Below are 19,846 nucleotides of genomic sequence, written 5' to 3' on the forward strand. Positions count from 1 at the left end.
GCGGGGCTGACCGGTCGCCTCACCGGTGAGGCGCTCACCGATGCGGGCTCACCGCACCTGCGCGCACGGTCAGCGCAGGGCCTCCGCGACCTCCCTGGCCGCCTCCACCACGCGTGCGCCGACCCGCTCGGGTACGGCGTCCGCCAGCATCACCACGCCCACGCTGCCCTCGACGCCGGTCACGCCGACCAGGGGCGCGGCGGCCCCGCTCGCCCCGGCCTCCAGCTCGCCGTGCGTGAGGGTGTACCCGGGATCGACCGACGGCGACTGCCGCGCGGCGAGGATCGCCCGGCCGGCCGCGCCCCGGTCCAGCGGGTGCCGGAACCCGGCCCGGTAGGCCACGTGGTAGTCCGTCCACGTCGGCTCGACCACCGCCACGGCCAGCGCCTCGGAGCCGTCCACGAGCGTCAGGTGCGCGGTCGCCCCGATGTCCTCGGCCAGCGACCGCAGCGCGGGCAGCGCGGCCTCCCGTACCAGCGGATGCACCTGCCGTCCGAGCCTGAGCACCCCGAGTCCGACCCGGGCTCGCCCGCCCAGGTCACGTCGTACGAGCGCGTGCTGCTCCAGGGTGGCGAGCAACCGGTACACCACGGTCCGGTTGACGCCCAGCTTGGTGGACAACTCGGTGACGGTCAGCCCGTGGTCCGTGTCGGCCAGCAGTTTGAGGACACGCAGTCCCCGGTCGAGCGTCTGGGAGGTCTCCGCGGTCACGACGCCCACTCCTTCGGCGGTGAGGTCGGCAACCCCCGAGCGGAAGAGTCGTCACCGAGTCCCGTCGGCGACGCGCTTCAGAGGCCGCCGATCGGCAGGACGGCCCGGCGGCTCCCGGGCCGAGTCGCTTCACGGCTGCGCTCCGCGGCGGCGCTGCCACGGGGCGTGTGCGTAGCGGGACAGTAGCGAGCCGGTTCGCTGAGCGGAAGTCTTCGTCCAGAATCCGGGCAAGGCGAGATCCGGCCTGCCTGCATTCGTCCGGATACGCACACGGCACAGGGGACCGAACGGGGGCAAGCGTGTTCGGGAAACGGAGGTTCCGGCGGTGGAAGACCTGGGAGCCGTGGAGGGTCACCGCATGCGGGTGGCCCACTCCTGCATCTTGGCGATGCGCTGGCGCAACTGCCCCGCCGTGGCCTCCGCGCTCGGCGGCCCCCCGCACACCCGGCGCAGCTCGGTGTGGATCACTCCGTGCGGCTTGCCGCTCTGGTGGACGTACGCGCTGACCATCGTGTTGAGCTGCTTGCGCAGCTCCATCATCTCCTTGTGCGAGACCACCGGGCGCCGCTCGGCGGGCAGCTCCAGCAGGTCGGCCTCCGCGTCCGGCTTCTTCCGGCTGTGCGCGATCTGCCGGGCCTGCCGCTTCTGCAGCAGCAACTGCACCTGCTCCGGCTCCAGCAGGCCCGGGATGCCGAGGTAGTCCTGCTCCTCCTCGCTCCCGGGATGCGCCTGCATACCGAACTCGGCGCCGTCGTACAGCACCCGGTCGAACACCGCGTCGGACTCCAGCGCCTCGAACGGCAGCATGTCCTGCTCGCCGGTGTCCTCGTCCTGCTCCTTGTTCGCCTCCTCCATCTCCTTCTCGGATTCGGCGTACGGGTCCTCCTCGCCCTCCTTCTTCGGCTTGTCGAGGGCGTGGTCCCGCTCCTTCTCCATCTCGTTGGCGAAGGTCAGCAGGTCGGGGACGGTCGGCAGGAACACGGACGCGGTCTCGCCCCGCCGCCGGGACCGTACGAAGCGCCCGACGGCCTGCGCGAAGAAGAGGGGGGTCGAGATGGTGGTGGCGTACACCCCGACCGCTAGGCGCGGTACGTCGACGCCCTCGGACACCATCCGCACCGCGACCATCCACCGGTCGTCGCTCGCGCTGAAGTCGTCGATCCGCTTCGAGGCCCCGGCGTCGTCGGAGAGCACGAGCGTCGCCTTCGTACCGGTGATCTCCCGGATGAGCTTGGCGTACGCCCGCGCGGAGTCCTGGTCGGAGGCGATGACGAGCGCGCCGGCGTCCGGGATGGCCTTGCGGACCTCGGTCAGCCGCTGGTCGGCGGCGCGCAGCACGCTGGGCATCCAGTCACCGCGCGGGTCGAGGGCCGTACGCCAGGCCTGGCTGACCGCGTCCTTGGTCATCGGCTCGCCGAGCCGTGCGGCGATCTCGTCACCGGCCTTGGTCCGCCAGCGCATGTTGCCGCTGTAGGAGAGGAAGATGACCGGCCGGACGACCCCGTCCGACAGGGCGGAACCGTAGCCGTAGGTGTAGTCGGCGGCGGACCGCCGGATGCCGGCGTTGTCCTCCTCGTACGTCACGAAGGGGATGGGGTTGGTGTCGGACCGGAACGGCGTACCGGTCAGCGCGAGCCGCCGGGTGGCCGGCTCGAAGGCCTCCAGGCACGCCTCGCCCCAGGACTTGGAGTCACCGGCGTGGTGGATCTCGTCCAGGATGACGAGGGTCTTGCGCTGCTCGACCCGGTTGCGGTGCAGCATCGGGCGCACACCCACACCGGCGTACGTCACGGCGACCCCGTCGTACTCCCGGCCGAGCGGGCCCGCGCTGTACTCGGGGTCGAGCTTGATCCCGATCCGGGCGGCCGCCTCCGCCCACTGCTTCTTCAGGTGCTCGGTGGGCGCGACGACCGTCACCTGCTGCACGACGTGGTGGTGCAGCAGCCAGGAGGCCAGCGTCAGGGCGAAGGTCGTCTTTCCGGCGCCGGGCGTGGCGACGGCGAGGAAGTCGCGCGGCTGCTCCTGGATGTACTTCTCCATCGCGCCCTGCTGCCAGGCACGCAGCTTGCTGGCGGTACCCCAGGGGGCCCGGCCCGGGAAGGCGGGCGAGAGGTGGTGCGAGTGAGCGGCGGACGCGGCGGAAGCGGCGGAAGCGGCGGCGGTAGTCACGGTCTCCGTGCGGGGTAGGGCGGCTACGTATGACAACCGGGCCACCCTACCGGCGCCGCCGTGCGCTCAGCGCGCGAACCAGGGCGGGTCACCCACGGGTGGGAGCCACGTCACAACACCCGCGAGCACCTCATGGTCACCGAGGGTCACTTGGGGCGCAGGGACGCGCCGACGGCACGACCACCGAGGTGGGACCACGGCCGTCACCCGGCCCACCCAGGTGGGACCACGGCGGTCACCCGGCCCGCGCGATGGGGACCACGGCAGTCACCCGGCCCGCGCGGTGGGGACCCGGCCGTCACTCTGCCCGCGCGTGGGGACGACGGCCGTCACTCGGCCCGCCCAGGCGGGACCACGGCCGTCACTCGGCCCGCCCAGGTGGGACCACGGCGTCACTCTGCCCGCGCGGCCACGCGCTCCCGCACCCGGCGCGTCACCCAGGCCCCCACCAGAGCGACCCCCGCCATCGGCAGGAAGACGGCGGCGAAGGCAGCGGGGTGCCCGGTGCCGGCCGCCGTGGCCGCCGTGTCCGTGGTGGTCGCCGTGCTGCCGCCGCCCAGGGCCGCGAAGGCCGCGCCGGTCGCCGCCAGGAGGACGACGTTGGCGAGGGCGTCGGAGATCTGGAGCGCGGCCGAGTTCGAGCCGGCCTCCTCGGGCGCGGAGAGCTGGAGCAGCAGCACACTGGTCGAGGAGATCACCAGCCCCATCCCGAAGCAGCCGACACCCCAGGCGACGGCCACGGTCCACACCGGCACGGAGTGCACGAGCACACTCGGCGCGGTCACGATCGCGGCGGCGACCAGCACCATCCCCACGGTCATCAGCCGGTCCCGGTACGGCGCCACGCGCGGCCGGGACTGCACGAACGACCCCAGCGCCCAGGTCATGCCGCCGGCCGCCAGGGAGAAACCGGCGAGGGTCGGCGACAGCCCGCGCTGGGTGACCAGCATCAGCGGCACGAAGGACTCGGCGGCGACGAAGGACCCGGCGGCCAGGCCACGCAGCAGCACGACGGAGGGCAGGCCGCGGGCGGCCCGGTAGGTGCCGCGGGGCAGCAGTCCGAGGACGGCGGGCACGAGGAAGGCGGCTCCGGCCAGCCCCGGCACCAGGGACAGCGGGCGCAGGTCCTGGGCGGCGTACTGGAGGAGCCCGGCGCCCAGCGAGATGCCGAGCGCCAGCCGGATCCGCCGCCGGTCGAAGGAGCCCGCGCCGGCCTCCCCGTCCACCGGGCCCGACGCTCTGCGCCGTATCTGGGGCAGGGCGAGGGCGAGCGGGAACACGACGAGGACCGGGATGCCGAGGAACACCCAGCGCCAGCCGAGGTGCTCGGTGACGGCGCCGGCGGCGAGGGGGCCGACGATGGACGGTACGACCCAGCCGGCCGCGAAGGACGCCATGATCGCGGGGCGCAGCGGCTCGGGGTAGGCGCGCCCGACGACGACGTACAGGGCCACGATGACCAGTCCGCCGCCGAGTCCCTGCACGGCCCGGCCGAGGATGAACACCCACATCACCTGCGCGGTCCCGGCGACGACGAGCCCCGCCGCGAAGGCGCCGATGCCCGTGGTGAGGGCGCCCAGGGGGCCCCGCCGGTCGGACCACTGTCCGGCGAGCACCATGCCGAACAGGCTGGTGGTGAAGTACCCGGAGAAGGCGAACGCGTACAGCGCCAGGCCGTCCAGCTCCCGCGCGGCCACCGGCATCGCCGTCCCCACGGCGGTCGCCTCGAAGGCGATGAGCACCACGACGGACACGATCCCGACACTCAGCGCCCGGTACGCCCTGCCCAGCACCCCCTCGCTCGCCTCACCGAGCGGATCAAGGACACCGGGTTCACGGGACTCGAGGGCACTCATGCCCGCCAGAGTAAGCCCCGTTCCCCTATTTGACCCCTGTCCGGAGCCCTACCCCGCTCTCACCCCTTGGTCCTACGACCACTCCCCTTCCATGAACGGCACATGGCAGTCCCGTTGCAGCACCCCCACTCCCCTTGAGCCCCCCACCCCACCCCCGTAGGTTCGTCTCACGAACACGGCCGTGTGCCCGAGTGGTTCAGGGACTCGCCTGCAAAGCGAGTTACGCGGGTTCGATTCCCGCCACGGCCTCTGAAGCCTGAACCAGGCGAAACGAAAGGGCGGCACCCAGGGGTGCCGCCCCTACCGTTCGTCGCCTCAGCTGCGGGACGCGTACGAGACGAAGTCCGTCCAGGTGTCCGGCGCGACGGCGAGCTGCGGGCCAGCGAGGGACTTCGAGTCGCGGATGTGCACCGTGCGGGCAGTGGTGGCCACCTCGACGCAGGACTCGCCGTTGGTGCCACTGCTGTAGCTGCTCTTGAACCACGCCAGTTCTGAGGGGTGCCCGGCGGAGGCCTCGCGCGTCATGTCTCTCCCAGCAGTTTCTGGATGAAGGCAAGCGACTCCCGCCGCGGGAGAGCTTGCGCCCTGATCGTGCCGTACTGCAGCTCCAGGATGCGGAGCTGCTTCGCGTCGGAGACGGGCCGGCCGTTGAACAGGCCGTCGGAGCGGCCCACTGCCTTGCCGTCCGAAAACTTCAGCAGCTCGATCTTTCCGTCGAGTCCCGGGTGGGCATCCGTGTCCGTCGGCATGACCTGGAGCGAGACGTTGTTCAACTGCCCCACCACCAAAAGGTGTTCGAGCTGCCGTTGCCACACCATTGTGCCTCCGACCCGGCGGCGCAGCGATGCTTCTTCCAGGACGAAGTGGATGGACGGGGCCGGTGTGCGCTCGAAGACCGACCGCCGGGCCAGTCGAGCAGCCACCATGCGGTCCACGTCGTCCGGCGAGTACGGCGGCTGCGCTGCCTCGATCAGGGCCCGGGCGTGCTGCGGTGTCTGCAAGAGCCCGTGGACACTGTTGCACTCGTAGACGCCGATCTCGACCGCCTTCGCCTCCAGCTCCGCCAAGGCCCGCACCTTCTTCGGGTAGCGGACCTTCTGTACGTCCTCCTTCATCGCCGAGAGCAGGCCGCCGGCCCGCAGGACGTCGTCGGCCTTGTCCAGGTACTCGGGCCTGGGGATCCGCTGTCCGCTCTCGATCTTGTAGACCATGTCCTCGCCGTAGCCGACGGCCTTGGCGAAGTCCCCGGCCCTCATGCCTACCGCTTCCCGGCGCAGCTTCAACTGCCGTCCCACCGTGGCGATGACGGCGACGCCCCACTCGTCGTCCGGGTCCACCTCCCAGCTCCGCTCGCTCACCTCGTCCTTGAGCGGCTCCGCCTCCACGCCGACCGTCATTCGCGCCCCTCCGTCACCGTGCGTGCCGACACCGTCACGTCTCACCGTAGGGCGAGGCGGCCACGCTGAGTGACCGAAACCCGGAAACGCACCGGGACGAGGTGCCTCAGAGCACCCCGCCCGCCTCGTCCTGGAACAGATCCGTCCAGTAGTGCCACGTGGTGTCCGGGAGGGTGCCCGTGGGGTCGAGGGTGGTCAGGGTGTGGGTGAGGGCGGCGGCCAGGTGGTCGTAGGCGCGGGTGGTCAGTTCGTGGCCCAGGTGGGTGTCGATCGTGCGCTCGTGGTGGATGAGCCAGAGGGTGAAGGCCAGGGTGGAGACGTCGGTGTTGAGAGGGTGGAGGGCCGCCTCGGGCTCGTCGAAGGTGAGGACCGCGCCCGTTCTGCCGTCGACCACCAGGCTGGTGTCCGCCGGCAGGCCGCCCAGCCTGATCAAGTGGTCGCAGTGGGCCGGGAGTTCCGCGAGGGGGTACTCGGGGCGCTCCTCGGTGAAGTACTCGCGGAGCGTCGGCAGCGGGACGTCCGTGTCGGCGTGGAAGAAGACCGCCTCCTCCGGCAACCCCGTCTCGCGCAGGAAGCGGCGGGTCGGCTCGTGGGTGAGCGTCGCCGGGAAGTCGACCTCCTCGAAGCGGGCCACCCGGCCCTGGCCGAACTCCTGGTCCAGGAGGCGCGCCGGGACGTCGAGGGTGAGACCAGAAGCCGTGCCGGGGCCGGCGACGAGGGAGAGCGGGCGGATCAGCGCGGCCGCCTTCCAGTACGGCGGGACCTCGCCGCCCGTGCCCTCCTCGAAGAGGGTGAGCAGGCGGCGGGAGGCCTCGGTGGCCGTCCGGGGGCCGTACTGGCCCGCCAGGGAGGCGAAACGGCCGCGCAGGCCCGCCAGTTCCTCGGTGACCGCGGCGAAACGCAGCAGTGTGGCCAGCGAGGGCGCGAAGGGGCGGGCGTCGGACGGGTCGAAGAGGTAGGCCGTGGTGAGCTCGCCCGTGGCGCCGTCGAGCAGGATCGACTCGCGCGCCATGCCGGCCGGGGTGAGCAGTTCGCCTATCACCAGGCGGCCGCGCAGCTCCTCGGCGAGGACGAACGGGCTCTCGGTGGTGTCGGCGAGCGTGCGCAGGCCGTGGGTGCGCAGCGGGGAGAAGGTGAGCAGGTCGGTCTCGGCGGGCAGGCCGGTGCCGGTGAGCAGGCCGCGTGTCGGCGTGTGCGTGACGAGCCGGTCCAGCTCGGCCTCGGTCAGCGTGATCACCGGTACTTCGGTGTCGGTCGTGCTCATCGCTCCCCCGCGATCTTCCCCGTGCGTGACGGGCCGGCGCACACCGTCGTACGCGACCCGCGGGCAGGTGCCCCCACCACTTCGCACACTACGCCGCCCCACTGACAACGGCCCTCACGAGGCAAGACGTCAGGCGGGCCGGCCCCGTTGCGCGGTGGCGGCGCCGTTCCTCACGTGAAGTAGATCCCGCCCAGGACGACGGCCAGCGCCGCCACCGCGAACACCAGGATCCACAGGGCCAGCTTGCCCATGCTGGGCGGTGGCTCGTAGCGGGGCCCCTCGGGCGAGGTGGGCCCCTCGGGAAATGTGGGCTCCGCGGACGGCTGCGTAGGTACCCCGGACGGCTGCGCGGGTCGCCCCTCGGGCGGTGGCGTGGTCATCGGTCGGTCACCACGGCCGCCTGCGGACGGATCGGGAGGCGGTTGACGGGGCGGCCGGTGGCGGCGCGGACGGCGGAGGCGATCGCCGCCGGTGCCGTCACCACCGGCACCGCGCTGACCGACTTGGCGCCGAAGGGCGCCACCACGTCCCGCTCCTCGACCAGTTTCACGATCCGGATGTCGGGGGCGTCCAGGGCGGTCGGCAGGGCGTAGCCGGTGAGGTCGGGGTGGCGGACCAGGCCGCGGGGCGCCCGGAGGTTCTCGGTGAGGGCGATGCCCACGCCCTGGGTGACGCCCGCCTCGATGCGCGCCGCCAGTTGCGCGGGGTTCAGCACCCGGCCCACGTCCTGGGCGACCGCCAGCTCCACCACCCGGACCGAGCCCAGCTCGATGTCGACGTCCACCACCGCGCGGATCGCGCAGAACGCGAGGCCGACGAAGGCGTCGCCCTGGCCGGAGGCGTTCAGCGGCTCGGTGGGGTGCGGGCGGCACTGGGCGGTGGCCCACAGCTCCTTGCCCTCCATCGCCTCGGTGACGGTGGTCGACAGGACGCCGTCGTACGAGGTGATCTTGCCGTCGGTGATCTGGAGCAGCTCGGTGGACATGCCGAACTTGTGCGCGAGCGGCTGGAGCAGTTGCGTGCGGACCATCTTGGCCGCGCGTTCCACCGCGCCGCCGGACACCCAGGTGTGCCGGCCCCGGCAGCCCGCGCCGGCCGGCGGCTGGTCGGTGTCGACCGGGGCGACGTGGACCTCCTCGACGCCGAGGGTCTCCTGGACGATCTGCCGGGCCAGCGTGGTGAAGCCCTGGCCGGTCTCGACGGCCGCGCACAGCACGGTCGCGATGCCGTCGTGGACCTTGACGGTCGCGGTCGACACCTCGTCGGCGCCCTCCGCGCCGAGCATGTGCACCATGCCCAGGCCGTAGCCGACGCCCCGGCGCACCGCGGCCGGTTCGCCCGCGCCCTCGGGGCCGCCGGGCAGCAGCCACTCCTCCTCGGGGGTGTCCACGGGCAGCGCCGGGAGCGGGAAGTCGCGTACCGCCTGGAGGAGTTCGGCGACGGGGGCCGGGCAGGTCACGGTCTGGCCGATCGGCAGGACGTCACCGGTGGCGAGGACGTTGCGCAGGCGTACTTCGGCCGGGTCCAGGCCCAGCTTCTTCGCCAGCTTGTCCATCTGCGCCTCGTAGGCGGCGCACACCTGCAGGGCGCCCTCGCCGCGCACGTGTCCGGAGGGCGGGTTGTTGGTGCGGACGGCCCAGCCCTCGATGAAGGCGTTCGGGACGACGTACGGGCCGCACGCGAAGGAGACGGCGGCGGCGAGCGCGTCGGCGGAGGTGTCGGCGTACGCGCCCGCGTCCAGCAGGATCTGCGCCTCGACCTTCACCAGCCTGCCCTCGGCGTCGGCGTGGTGGCGGTAGCGCAGCAGGGTGGGGTGGCGGTGGGCGTGGCCGAGGAAGGACTCCTCGCGCGTGGCGGTGAGTTTCACCGGGCAGCCGGTCCTCAGGGCGAGCAGGCCGAGCGGGAGCTGGAAGCCCTGGTCCTCGCGGTCGGCGGTGGCGCCGGGCACCCCGGTGACGACGATCTTCACCCGATCGGGGGGCAGGCCGTAGCAGGCGGCGGCCGTGTTGCGGTCGGTGTGCGGGTCGGTGGAGGCCAGGTACAGCTCCACCCCGCCGTCGGGGCGCGGTACGGCGAGACCGGCCTCGGCGCCGATCGGGGCCGGGTCCTGGCGGCCGATGCGGTACAGGCCCTCGACCACCACCTCGCCGGCCGCCTCCGGGTCGCCGTGGTGCAGCGGGATGTGCCGGATCAGGTTGCCGTCGGGGTGCAACGGCTCCGCCTCGAAGGCGTGTTCCGGGTCGGTGACCGGGTCGAGCACCTCGTACTCGACGATGACGGCGGCGGCGGCCATCCGCGCGGTGTCCGGGTGGTCGGCGGCGACGGCGGCGATGGGCTCGCCGTGGTGCCGTACGACCTCGGAGGCGAACACCGGCCGGTCGGGCGTGCCGCGGCCGTGGCGGGGCGTGCCGGGCACGTCCTCGTGGGTGACGACGGCGCGGACGCCGGGCATCTCGCGCGCGTGGGTGGTGTCGATGGAGACGATGCGCGCGTGCGCGTGCGGGGAGCGCAGTACGGCCGCCCACAGCAGGCCCTCGGCCCACAGGTCGGCCGCGTACGGGAAGGTGCCCTCGGTCTTGGCGCGGGCGTCGGCGTGCGGCAGGGAGGCGCCGATGCCGTGCGGCAACGCCTCGGCCTCGGGTGCGGGTTCCGCGGCGGTGGTCGCGGTGCCGGCTTCGTTGCTCACGCCTGGCCTCCGTCCTGGCCGTAGTGCTGGTCCTGCGGTCCCGGCGGCGCACCGTACGCGTCGGGCGTGCCGTAGGGGTCCGACGGGTCGTACGGGTCCGAGGTGCCGTACGGGTGCGACGGGTCCGACGCCTCGTACGGACGCGACGGGTCGTACCCCTCCGACGGGTCGTACGTGTCCGGCGAGTCGTACGTGTCCGGCATGCCGTGCGGCTCGGCCGCGCGCGGGGTGTCGAACGCGCCCGGCGCCTCGAAGGCCGACGGGTGGACGCCGCCGGAGCCGGGGCCGGCCTGGTGCGGGATGCGGGCCTCCTCCGCCTCCGGCTCGCCGCCCGCGCGGGTCGCCTCGCGCTCGGCGACGACCTCCTGGACGGCCTCCAGGACGCCCCGGTAGCCCGAGCAGCGGCACAGGTTGCCGCACAGGGCCTGCCGCGCCTCCAGCTCGCTCGGCGCCGGGTTGCCCTCCAGCAGGTCGTGCACGGTCATCGCCATGCCGGGCACGCAGAAACCGCACTGCACGGCACCGCAGCGGGCGAGCGCGCGCTGGACGTCGGAGGGCTGCCCGTCGGCGGCCAGGCCCTCGACCGTACGGACCTCGCTGCCGGCCGCGGTGACCGCCGGGACCAGGCAGGAGGCGACCAGGCGGCCGTCGACCTGCACGTTGCAGGCGCCGCACTCGCCCTGCGAGCAGCCGTCCTTGGCGCCCGCCAGGCCGAGCCGTTCGCGCAGCACGTACAGCAGGGACTCGCCGATCCAGGCGTCGGTGACCGGGCGGTCGGCGCCGTTGACGCGCAGCACGTAGGAGGCGAGGGGGTGGTCGTCGTGCGGTGGCAGCGGTGCGGCCGCCTGCTCCCCGTCGACGTCGGGGGCGTCCTCCCCCGCGCGCGGGGCGCCGTTTTCGGCGTCCGCGTCTTCTGAGGAGCCGTCCGGTTCGGGTACGGCCGCCTCCGTCGGGGGCGCGGGGTCCTCGGCGTCGGCGCCGGGGGCGTCCGGGGAGGCGGCCGGCTCGGCCGTGGCCGCCGCTGTGGCGGGCTGGGAGGCGTCGGCCGGGTCTGCGGTGTGCTCGTGGTCCGCGGGGGCGTCAGCGGGGCCCTCAGCGGCCTCGGCGAGGTCGTGGGCCTCGGCTTCCGGCGCCGTATCGGACTCGGCGTGCACGACCGGCTCGGTGGACGCGACCGGCTCGGCCGGTAGGCCCGGCTCGGCGGGCAGGCCCGCGTCCCCGGGCGCGCCTGCCTCCTCGGCCTCCCCCGCGTCCCCGGAGTCGGCGTGGACGTCATGACCGCCGTGATCGCCGTGATGCGTGTAGCCGTCCTCCGCGTGCCCGGACGGCCCCGGGCCGTACCCGTCCGCCGAGCCGTAGCCCTCCTGCGGACCGTACGCGTCGGGTGTGCCGCCCACCGGGTGGCCGGAGAGGTCGTCCGCGCCGCGCACCGGGTGGCCGGAGGGGTCGTCAGGGTTCGGCGCCGGGGCGGCCGTCCCGGTCTCGGGCCGGTCCCAGGCGTGGCCCGCGCCGTCCGTCGCCCAGGGCGCCGGCGCCCCGCCGGGCAGCGTGGCCGGCGGGGTGCCGCCCCACTGCTCGACCAGCGCGGACGTGGTGAACTCGCCCGACTCGTCCGGCAGCTCGCCCCCGGCGACGGGGATGGACCACTGGCCGGTGACGTCGTGCCCCGGGGCGGCCGGTGCCGCGGGCTCCTCGAAGGTCCAGTGCTGGGTGGCGCCGGGCCGGTACGTGAACCGGTCGTCGGCGGCCTGCGGCTGGGCCGGTGCGGCGGTCGGGTCGGGCCAGTGGCCGCCCCCGTCGGGCGCGGGCCAGTCGTCGGGGGCCGCGTGCGTGGCCGTTATCCGCGGCGGAACGTAGCCGTGGCCGGGCGCGGCCAGCGGGCTGTCGCCGGACAGCAGCGCGTCGATGCCGCCCTCGGGGAGCTTGACGAAGGCGGTGGCGCCGTCGTCGTAGTCGCCCTGGGGCAGCGGGTCCCAGCGGCCGCCGCCCTGGGGCGTGCCCTCTCCGTGCTGGTCGTCGGTCACGACAGCGCCCTCCCCAGTGCTCGTCGGGCCAGCGCGGCGACGGTGCGCCGCAGGTGCAGTACGGCGGGCGGAAGCGGGGTCACCGAACCGTCGGCCTCGGGGCCCGGGTCGGGGATGCAGGCCGCCGCGACGTACTCGCCGAAGGCGTGCAGGGCCTCCGGGACGAGGGCGCGGTCGTTGTCCCAGTCGATCAGCTGGGCGACCCACTGCTCGGCCTCCAGGGGCCGGAGCGGCATCGGCGCTATGGCCCCCACCGCGCAGCGCACACCGCGTCGGGCCGGGTCGAGGACGAGCGCCACGGAGGCCAGCGCGCGGCCCGGGCCGGTGCGTCCGGTCGCCTTCAGGAAGACCTGCGGGGCGTGCAGCAGCGGTACGCGCACGTAGCCGATGAGTTCGCCGCCGCGCAGCATCTCCACGCCGGCCAGCAGGTGCGACACCGGGATCTCGCGGCGGGCGCCGCCCGGACCCGCGATGATCAGCGTCGCCTCCAGGGCGGCCAGCACTGGCAGCGCGTCGCCCGTGGGCGCGGCCGAGGCGATGTTGCCGCCCAGGGTGCCCGCGTTGCGGATGTGCGGCGGACCCGCGGCGCGCGCGGCGGCGGCGAGCGCCGGGATCAGGGCCGCGAAGTCGGGGCGGCCCATGCGCGCGTGGGTGAGACCGGCGCCGAGCAGCGCGTGGCCGTCCTGGTACTGCCAGCCGCGGATCTCGCTGATCCGGCCGAGGCCGACCAGCGCCGCGGGCCTGAGCTGGCCGGAGTTGACGGCGGCCATCAGATCGGTGCCGCCGGCCACGGGGACGGCGGCGGGCATGGCGGTGAGGGCCGCCACGGCCTCGTCCAGTGTCGTGGGCAAGGTGACGGCCTGCGCCGCCTGCGGTGCGTGCGTGGTCAAACCGGCTGCCCCTTCCCGCTGCCCCACCTGGTCCCGCCTGTGTTGCCGTACGGTACGTGCTGACAGGGCGGACGACGCAACTCTGGCACATCTTCGCAACGCCCGAACGCGGGGGTCCGCTAGGAGGCATTCGCCCACCTCATCGGGGAGATGGTCCGTTTTCGCACGGCATCGCCGGTGCGCGCGGATTGCCACTCTTCGGTGATCCTGGCGGGGTTTTTCCGTTACCTCTCCGGGGCGGGCGAGCGCGGTCACCGGTGCGGGGGCGGCCCCTCGACCGGGCGGCCGGGCACGCCGGGGCGGCGCTGCCAGGGACGCGGTCCGGTGGGCGGCCGGTAGGCGACGCCGAGGGCGTCAAGTCGCCGGTAGTGGGCGGTCATCCGGCGGGCGAAGTCCGCGTAGTCGCGTTCCGCCGGGGCGGGCAGCGCGCTCCAGGCGACCTCGGCGAAGGCCGCGAGGCGCGGGAACGCCTGGTAGTCCACGCGCGCGGAGTCCTCCAGCACCTCGGTCCACACGTTGGCCTGGGTGCCCAGCACATGCCGGGCCTCCGCCTCGGTGAGCCCCTGCGGCACCGGTTCGAACCGGTAGACGTCCTCCAGGGTGCGCACGTAGCCGATCGGTACGGGCTCGTCCTCGCCCGGCGCCTGACGGTGGTCCAGGTAGACGTACTGCTCCGGGCACATGACCACGTCGTGGCCGGCCCGCGCGGCGGCGGTCCCGCCCGCGTAGCCGCGCCAGGAGGAGACGGCCGCGCCGGGTGCGAGCCCGCCCTCCAGGATCTCGTCCCAGCCGATGAGGCGGCGCCCGCGCGCGGTGAGCCAGGCGTCGAAGTGCCCGATGAACCAGGACTGCAGCGCGTCCTCGCCGGCGAGGCCGAGGTCGGCGATGCGGGCCTGGGCGGTCGCGGACCGCGCCCACTGCTCCTTGGGGCACTCGTCGCCGCCGATGTGCACGAACGCCGAGAACGCGGCGGCGTCCGCGGGGAACAGCTCCAGGACCTCCTCGAACACCCCCTCGTAGAACCGCAGGGTGGTGTCGGTGGGGGCCAGTACGTTGGAGGAGATGCCCCAGGTGTCCCAGACGGAGAGGGCGGTGGTGTCGATGACGTCGGTGTTGCCGAGTTCGGGGTACGCGGCGATGGCGGCCTGCGAGTGCCCGGGTACGTCTGTCTCGGGGACGACGCTGATATGCCGCTCGGCGGCGTAGGCGACGATCTCCCGGATGTCGTCGTGGGTGTAGAAGCCGCCGTGGGGTCTGTCGTCCCACAGGGGTGAGGCCCGGTGGCCGAATTTCGTCCGCGGGCGCCAGGAGGCGATCTCGGTCAGTTTCGGATACCGCTCGATCTCGATGCGCCAGCCCTGGTCGTCCGTCAGGTGCAGGTGCAGGACGTTGAGTTTGTGCGCGGCCATCAGGTCCAGATAGCGCAGCACACCGTCCTTGGGCATGAAGTGCCGGGCGACGTCGAGCAGGAGGCCGCGCCAGCGGAACCGGGGGGCGTCCTCGACGACCAGGTGCGGGAGGCAGAGCGCGCCGGCCCGGCGGACGGGGGCGCGCCGGAAGGCGTCGGGGCCGAGCAGCTGGCGCAGGGTCTGCGCGCCCCAGAACACGCCCGCGGACCCGCCGCCGCGGATCTCCACGCCCTGCCCGGGGACCGCGCTCAGCCGGTACGCCTCGGGCGCGAGGGCCTCGTCCAGCAGCAGCCGTACGCCGTCCCGGGCGTCCGGCTCCCCGGGGCGCAGCGGCAGGCCCAGGGCGGCGCCGAGGGTGGCGCGCAGCCAGCGTTCGGCGCGTTCCGCGCCCGGACCGGCCCACAGCGTGGTGCCGTCGCCGAGCGGCACCCCGGACCCCGACGGCACCCCGGACCCCGGCACTCCGGACCCCGACGGCACCCCGGACCCCGGCACTCCGGACCCCGACGGCACCCCGGACCCCGGCACTCCGGACCCCGACGGCACCTCGACGGCGCGCGGCGCCGGAATCAGATCCACCACATCAGCCCCTCACGAGCCCCTCGCGTCGTACCGAAGGCTAGGGACCGGGCGGAGACCCCACAAGAGGTCTGGACCATCGGTCGGCCGGAGAACGCGAAGATCCCCGGGGCGTGCCGGACGCACGTCCCGGGGATCTCACCGCCGGCGGGCCGGTGGCCTACTTCTTGTCGCCGCCCTTGCCCTTGCCCTCGTCGCCGCCGCTGCCCATGGACTCGTAGATCTCCTTGCACATGGGGCACACGGGGTACTTCTTCGGGTCGCGGCCCGGCACCCAGACCTTGCCGCACAGCGCCACGACGGGGGTCCCGTCGAGGGCGCTCGCCATGATCTTGTCCTTCTGGACGTAGTGGGCGAAGCGCTCGTGGTCGCCGTCGCCGTGGGACACCTGTGGCGTCGGCTCTACGAGGGTCCCCGTACCAGTCCCGCGCTCGGGCTCGAGAGTGCTCATATCAGCAAGAGTACTGAAGCTCACAGGCATCAGTTGAGCGAAGGGTCGTCCGGATACGTGGCCACCATCGCCAGCTCACCCCGCTGGCGGCGCAGCACCTCGCGCCAGAGCCGCTCCGGGGCCGGGGAGGAGACGTCACCGGGCTCGGACTCCACGACGTACCAGGCGCCCTCCACCAGCTCGTCCTCCAGCTGGCCCGGGCCCCAGCCGGCGTACCCGGCGAAGATCCGCAGGCTGCCCACGGCCGAGGCGAGCAGTTCCGGGGGGGCCTCCAGGTCGACCAGGCCGATCGCGCCGTACACCCGCCGCCAGCCGAGGGGGGCCCGGTCGCCGTCGGCGCCGCCCGGGATGACCGCCACGCCCAGCGCCGAGTCCAGCGACACCGGGCCGCCCTGGAAGACCACGCCGGGCTCGCCCGCCAGCTCGGCCCAGTCCTCCAGGATGTCGCCGACGCCCACCGGGGTGGGGCGGTTGAGGACGACACCGAGGGAACCCTCCTCGTCGTGGTCGAGGAGGAGCACCACCGCGCGGTCGAAGTTCGGGTCCGCCAGGGCGGGCGTGGCCACGAGCAGCCGCCCTGTGAGCGAGGACACCTCGGTCATGCCAGACATGATCCCGCATCTTCCCCCGGTGTGGGGACCCCATCGGGCGCACCGGAGTGAAGCCTGCTCAGGGCGTACGGAGGCCGGGGGGCGCACGCCCGGGCACCGGTGACCGCATGTGCCCGGCGGGGAACGGTTCGTGTTGTGACAAGGCTATGACGCGGCTGGGCGGTCCTCGGGCTTACGGGCGGGGGGTGATCGGCGATTACCCTGTCTTCCCGGCCCCTGCGCACAGTGATCGGCCGGCCCCTGACCCACTCATCGGAACGCGAGATTCATGACCGTCAACGACGATGTCCTGCTTGTCCACGGCGGAACCCCGCTGGAGGGCGAGATCCGTGTCCGCGGTGCGAAGAACCTCGTACCGAAGGCCATGGTCGCCGCCCTGCTGGGCGGCGAGCCGAGCCGACTGCGCAATGTTCCGGACATCCGTGACGTGCGGGTCGTCCGCGGCCTGCTCCAGCTGCACGGGGTGACGGTCCGTCCGGGCGAGGAGCCCGGCGAGCTGGTGCTCGACCCGACGCGGGTCGAGAGCGCCAACGTGGCCGACATCGACGCCCACGCGGGTTCCAGCCGGATCCCGATCCTGTTCTGCGGTCCGCTGCTGCACCGCCTGGGCCACGCGTTCATCCCGGGCCTCGGCGGCTGCGACATCGGCGGCCGGCCCATCGACTTCCACTTCGACGTGCTGCGGCAGTTCGGCGCGGTCATCGAGAAGCGGGCGGACGGCCAGTACCTGGAGGCCCCGCAGCGGCTGCGCGGTACGAAGATCCGACTGCCGTACCCGTCGGTCGGCGCGACCGAGCAGGTGCTGCTGACGGCCGTACTGGCCGAGGGTGTCACGGAGTTGTCCAACGCGGCCGTCGAGCCGGAGATCGAGGACCTCATCTGCGTGCTGCAGAAGATGGGCGCGATCATCGCGATGGACACCGACCGCACGATCCGCATCACGGGTGTGGACAAGCTCGGCGGTTACGACCACCGCGCCCTCCCCGACCGCCTGGAGGCCGCCTCCTGGGCCTCCGCGGCCCTGGCGACCGGCGGCAACATCTACGTCCGCGGCGCCCAGCAGCGCTCGATGATGACGTTCCTGAACACCTACCGGAAGGTGGGCGGTGCCTTCCGGATCGACGACGAGGGCATCCGCTTCTGGCACCCCGGCGGGCAGCTGAAGTCCATCGCGCTGGAGACGGACGTGCACCCCGGTTTCCAGACCGACTGGCAGCAGCCGCTGGTGGTGGCCCTCACCCAGGCCACGGGCCTGTCCATCATCCACGAGACGGTCTACGAGTCCCGGCTGGGCTTCACCTCCGCGCTGAACCAGATGGGCGCGCACATCCAGCTCTACCGCGAGTGCCTGGGCGGCTCGGCCTGCCGCTTCGGCGCGCGCAACTTCCTGCACTCCGCGGTCGTCTCGGGCCCCACCCGGCTCCAGGGCTCCGACCTGGTCATCCCCGACCTGCGCGGCGGCTTCTCGTACCTCATCGCGGCCCTGGCCGCCGAGGGCACGTCCCGGGTCCACGGCATCGACCTGATCAACCGCGGCTACGAGAACTTCATGGAGAAGCTCATGGAGCTGGGCGCGAAGGTGGAGCTGCCGGGCAAGGCGCTCGGCTAGCCGCCGTCACGGACGCCGAAAAGGGCGGCCCCCCTCCGGTGGAGGGGGGCCGCCCTTTTTCGGCGCTCTCGGGTCCGGTGGACCGGCGCCTCGAAGCGGGGCGGTTACTTGCCCTTGGCGGCTTCCTTGAGCTTGCTGCCCGCGGTGACCTTCACGCTGTAGCCGGCCGGGATGTTGATCGGCTCGCCGGTCTGCGGGTTGCGGGCGGTACGAGCGGCACGGTGCGTGCGCTCGAAGGTCAGGAAGCCGGGGATGGTGACCTTCTCGTCGCCCTTGGCGACGATCTCGCCGACGGTCTCGGCGAACGCGGCCAGCACGGCGTCGGCGTCCTTGCGGGTCACCTCGGCGCGGTCGGCCAGCGCGGCCACCAGCTCACTGCGGTTCATGTTGTTACTCCCGTGTATTTCTTGCCGTTGGGGTGTGCCACGCGGCGAAGCCGCCCGAGGCACTGCGATGCCGATGCGCTCGCGCCCTTGGGGGTGCCCCCGGGGACTGAGTCCCTGGAGGAGCATCCTGCCCCTACCTGCGGCGGGAAAGCCAATCCGGCACCCGTAGGAGTCGTGAGAACACCCTGGGGAGTCACACGAAAAGCGCCCGCTCGGCCGTCACCCTAGAGCGCGTGCGGCACCTGGCGGTTCCACGACGCGCCGGTGCGGGGGCCGCCGTGGTGATCCTCACAGCCCCCCGCACACTACGACACGCCGTGCTCAGACCGTCACGCCGGCCGTCTTGGCGGCCTCGCGGACCGCCCCGGCGACCGCGCCCGCGACCTTGTCGTTGAAGACGCTGGGGACGATGTAGTTCGGGTTCAGCTCGTCCTCGGTGACCACGTCGGCGAGGGCCTTCGCGGCGGCAAGCATCATCTCGGTGTTCACCGTGCGGGACTGGGCGTCCAGCAGGCCGCGGAAGACACCCGGGAAGACCAGCACGTTGTTGATCTGGTTCGGGAAGTCCGAACGGCCGGTGGCCACGACGGCCGCCGTCTGCCGGGCGATCGCCGGCTCGACCTCGGGGTCGGGGTTCGCGAGCGCGAACACGATGGCGCCCTCGGCCATGGCGGCCACGTCGGTCCCGTCCAGGACGTTCGGGGCGGAGACGCCGATGAAGACGTCGGCGCCGCGCACGGCCTCCTTCAGGGTGCCGGTGAGGCCCTCGGGGTTGGTGTTGTCGGCGATCCAGCGCAGCGGCGAGTCGGCCGGGGCGTTCACCAGGTCCTCGCGGTCGGCGTGGACGACGCCGTGGATGTCGGCGACGACGGCGTTCTTCACCCCGGCGGCGATGAGCAGCTTGAGGATGGCCGTGCCGGCCGCGCCGGCGCCGGACATGACGACCCGGATGTTCTGGATGGCCTTGTTCGTGACGCGCAGGGCGTTGGTCAGCGCGGCGAGCACGACGATGGCGGTGCCGTGCTGGTCGTCGTGGAAGACGGGGATGTCGAGGGCCTCGCGCAGCCGGGCCTCGATCTCGAAGCAGCGCGGCGCGGAGATGTCCTCCAGGTTGATGCCGGCGAAGCCGGGGGCGATCGCCTTGACGATCTCCACGATGGCGTCGGTGTCCTGGGTGTCCAGGCAGATCGGCCAGGCGTCGATGCCGGCGAAGCGCTTGAAGAGGGCCGCCTTGCCCTCCATGACGGGCAGCGCCGCCTTGGGGCCGATGTTGCCGAGGCCGAGCACGGCGGAGCCGTCCGTGACGACCGCGACGGAGTTGCGCTTGATGGTGAGGCGGCGGGCGTCCTCGGGGTTCTCGGCGATGGCCATGCAGACGCGGGCCACGCCGGGCGTGTAGACCATGGAGAGGTCGTCACGGTTGCGGATGGGGTGCTTCGACGCCATCTCGATCTTGCCGCCGAGGTGCATCAGGAACGTACGGTCGGAGACCTTGCCGAGCGTGACGCCCTCGATGCCGCGCAGCTTCTCGACGATCTCGTCGGCGTGGGCCGTGGAGGTGGCCGCGATGGTGACGTCGATACGGAGCTTCTCGTGACCGGACGCGGTGACGTCGAGGCCGGTCACCGAGCCTCCGGAGGACTCCACGGCGTTGGTGAGCTGCGAGACGGCGGTTCCGCTCGCGGGCACCTCCAGCCGGATCGTCATCGAGTAGGAGACGCTGGGCGCCGTTGCCATGGCCGACTTCCTCTGCTTTCACCGTGTCGCGAGTTGTGCCGTCCGATCGTCGCACCTACCGCGGAGT

The 19,846-nt window shown here is 73.1% G+C and carries 16 protein-coding genes and 1 tRNA gene; 2 read left to right on the forward strand and 15 right to left on the reverse strand.

Features of this window, described 5'->3' with window-relative positions; translation table 11 throughout:
* Positions 1-69: 69 nt before the first annotated feature.
* From ACZ3ZD_RS15590 to ACZ3ZD_RS15600, 3 genes are all read right to left on the reverse strand, one after another.
* Complete coding sequence (locus tag ACZ3ZD_RS15590) at positions 70-711, reverse strand: IclR family transcriptional regulator (protein WP_467397028.1); 642 nt, start codon at positions 709-711, stop codon at positions 70-72.
* A gap of 351 nt (positions 712-1,062) precedes the next feature.
* On the reverse strand, positions 1,063-2,880 hold the full coding sequence (locus ACZ3ZD_RS15595) for a DEAD/DEAH box helicase (protein ID WP_467397031.1): 1,818 nt from the start codon (positions 2,878-2,880) through the stop codon (positions 1,063-1,065).
* Between the two features lie 392 nt (positions 2,881-3,272).
* The gene (locus ACZ3ZD_RS15600; RefSeq protein WP_467397033.1) at positions 3,273-4,736 is read right to left on the reverse strand and encodes an MFS transporter; all 1,464 of its coding nucleotides are present in this window, start codon (positions 4,734-4,736) and stop codon (positions 3,273-3,275) included.
* Between the two features lie 177 nt (positions 4,737-4,913).
* On the opposite strand from ACZ3ZD_RS15600, the gene ACZ3ZD_RS15605 reads away from it, so the two are divergent.
* Positions 4,914-4,985: transfer RNA gene (locus ACZ3ZD_RS15605), tRNA-Cys, on the forward strand.
* Positions 4,986-5,051: 66 nt separating this feature from the next.
* Here the strand turns inward: ACZ3ZD_RS15605 and ACZ3ZD_RS15610 are convergent.
* From ACZ3ZD_RS15610 to ACZ3ZD_RS15655, 10 genes are all read right to left on the reverse strand, one after another.
* Positions 5,052-5,261 (reverse strand): DUF397 domain-containing protein, encoded by a 210-nt coding sequence (locus ACZ3ZD_RS15610; protein ID WP_467397035.1) that lies wholly within the window; start codon positions 5,259-5,261, stop codon positions 5,052-5,054.
* Positions 5,258-6,133 (reverse strand): helix-turn-helix domain-containing protein, encoded by an 876-nt coding sequence (locus ACZ3ZD_RS15615; RefSeq protein ID WP_467397038.1) that lies wholly within the window; start codon positions 6,131-6,133, stop codon positions 5,258-5,260. Before ACZ3ZD_RS15615 ends, ACZ3ZD_RS15610 begins: the two co-directional genes overlap by 4 nt.
* A gap of 106 nt (positions 6,134-6,239) precedes the next feature.
* Positions 6,240-7,397 (reverse strand): SUKH-4 family immunity protein, encoded by a 1,158-nt coding sequence (locus ACZ3ZD_RS15620; RefSeq protein WP_467397040.1) that lies wholly within the window; start codon positions 7,395-7,397, stop codon positions 6,240-6,242.
* A gap of 170 nt (positions 7,398-7,567) precedes the next feature.
* A complete protein-coding gene (locus tag ACZ3ZD_RS15625; protein WP_467397043.1) occupies positions 7,568-7,777 on the reverse strand; it encodes a hypothetical protein in 210 nt (69 codons plus the stop codon).
* Positions 7,774-10,083 (reverse strand): xanthine dehydrogenase family protein molybdopterin-binding subunit, encoded by a 2,310-nt coding sequence (locus ACZ3ZD_RS15630; RefSeq protein ID WP_467397045.1) that lies wholly within the window; start codon positions 10,081-10,083, stop codon positions 7,774-7,776. Before ACZ3ZD_RS15630 ends, ACZ3ZD_RS15625 begins: the two co-directional genes overlap by 4 nt.
* Entirely contained in the window at positions 10,080-12,107 is a 2,028-nt protein-coding gene (locus ACZ3ZD_RS15635) for a (2Fe-2S)-binding protein (RefSeq protein WP_467397047.1), read from the reverse strand. Before ACZ3ZD_RS15635 ends, ACZ3ZD_RS15630 begins: the two co-directional genes overlap by 4 nt.
* On the reverse strand, positions 12,104-12,997 hold the full coding sequence (locus ACZ3ZD_RS15640; protein WP_467397050.1) for an FAD binding domain-containing protein: 894 nt from the start codon (positions 12,995-12,997) through the stop codon (positions 12,104-12,106). Before ACZ3ZD_RS15640 ends, ACZ3ZD_RS15635 begins: the two co-directional genes overlap by 4 nt.
* Positions 12,998-13,248: 251 nt before the next feature.
* Positions 13,249-14,853, reverse strand: a complete 1,605-nt coding sequence (locus tag ACZ3ZD_RS15645) for a beta-N-acetylhexosaminidase (RefSeq protein ID WP_467397052.1) — start codon at positions 14,851-14,853, stop codon at positions 13,249-13,251.
* 292 nt (positions 14,854-15,145) lie between these two features.
* The gene (locus ACZ3ZD_RS15650; RefSeq protein WP_030348489.1) at positions 15,146-15,436 is read right to left on the reverse strand and encodes a DUF3039 domain-containing protein; all 291 of its coding nucleotides are present in this window, start codon (positions 15,434-15,436) and stop codon (positions 15,146-15,148) included.
* A 29-nt stretch (positions 15,437-15,465) separates the two neighbouring features.
* Complete coding sequence (locus tag ACZ3ZD_RS15655; protein ID WP_467397055.1) at positions 15,466-16,038, reverse strand: YqgE/AlgH family protein; 573 nt, start codon at positions 16,036-16,038, stop codon at positions 15,466-15,468.
* 277 nt (positions 16,039-16,315) lie between these two features.
* On the opposite strand from ACZ3ZD_RS15655, the gene murA reads away from it, so the two are divergent.
* On the forward strand, positions 16,316-17,656 hold the full coding sequence (murA, locus tag ACZ3ZD_RS15660; RefSeq protein ID WP_467397057.1) for a UDP-N-acetylglucosamine 1-carboxyvinyltransferase: 1,341 nt from the start codon (positions 16,316-16,318) through the stop codon (positions 17,654-17,656).
* A gap of 104 nt (positions 17,657-17,760) precedes the next feature.
* Here the strand turns inward: murA and ACZ3ZD_RS15665 are convergent, their stop codons facing one another.
* Both ACZ3ZD_RS15665 and ACZ3ZD_RS15670 read right to left on the reverse strand, forming a co-directional pair.
* A complete protein-coding gene (locus ACZ3ZD_RS15665) occupies positions 17,761-18,042 on the reverse strand; it encodes an HU family DNA-binding protein (RefSeq protein WP_023550134.1) in 282 nt (93 codons plus the stop codon).
* A 321-nt stretch (positions 18,043-18,363) separates the two neighbouring features.
* A complete protein-coding gene (locus ACZ3ZD_RS15670; protein ID WP_467397059.1) occupies positions 18,364-19,779 on the reverse strand; it encodes an NAD-dependent malic enzyme in 1,416 nt (471 codons plus the stop codon).
* Positions 19,780-19,846: the final 67 nt, after the last annotated feature.

The sequence above is a fragment of the Streptomyces sp. NPDC023481 genome (genome assembly GCF_055560195.1).

Excerpts from the sequence above, each read along its gene's own strand:
- ACZ3ZD_RS15600 (WP_467397033.1), bottom strand. The coding sequence starts at position 4,736 with ATGAGTGCCCTCGAGTCCCGTGAACCCGGTGTCCTTGATCCGCTCGGT.
- ACZ3ZD_RS15610 (WP_467397035.1), bottom strand. The coding sequence starts at position 5,261 with ATGACGCGCGAGGCCTCCGCCGGGCACCCCTCAGAACTGGCGTGGTTC.
- ACZ3ZD_RS15615 (WP_467397038.1), bottom strand. The coding sequence starts at position 6,133 with ATGACGGTCGGCGTGGAGGCGGAGCCGCTCAAGGACGAGGTGAGCGAG.
- ACZ3ZD_RS15620 (WP_467397040.1), bottom strand. The coding sequence starts at position 7,397 with ATGAGCACGACCGACACCGAAGTACCGGTGATCACGCTGACCGAGGCC.
- ACZ3ZD_RS15625 (WP_467397043.1), bottom strand. The coding sequence starts at position 7,777 with ATGACCACGCCACCGCCCGAGGGGCGACCCGCGCAGCCGTCCGGGGTA.
- ACZ3ZD_RS15650 (WP_030348489.1), bottom strand. The coding sequence starts at position 15,436 with ATGAGCACTCTCGAGCCCGAGCGCGGGACTGGTACGGGGACCCTCGTA.
- ACZ3ZD_RS15655 (WP_467397055.1), bottom strand. The coding sequence starts at position 16,038 with ATGACCGAGGTGTCCTCGCTCACAGGGCGGCTGCTCGTGGCCACGCCC.
- murA (WP_467397057.1), top strand. The coding sequence starts at position 16,316 with ATGACCGTCAACGACGATGTCCTGCTTGTCCACGGCGGAACCCCGCTG.
- ACZ3ZD_RS15665 (WP_023550134.1), bottom strand. The coding sequence starts at position 18,042 with ATGAACCGCAGTGAGCTGGTGGCCGCGCTGGCCGACCGCGCCGAGGTG.
- ACZ3ZD_RS15670 (WP_467397059.1), bottom strand. The coding sequence starts at position 19,779 with ATGGCAACGGCGCCCAGCGTCTCCTACTCGATGACGATCCGGCTGGAG.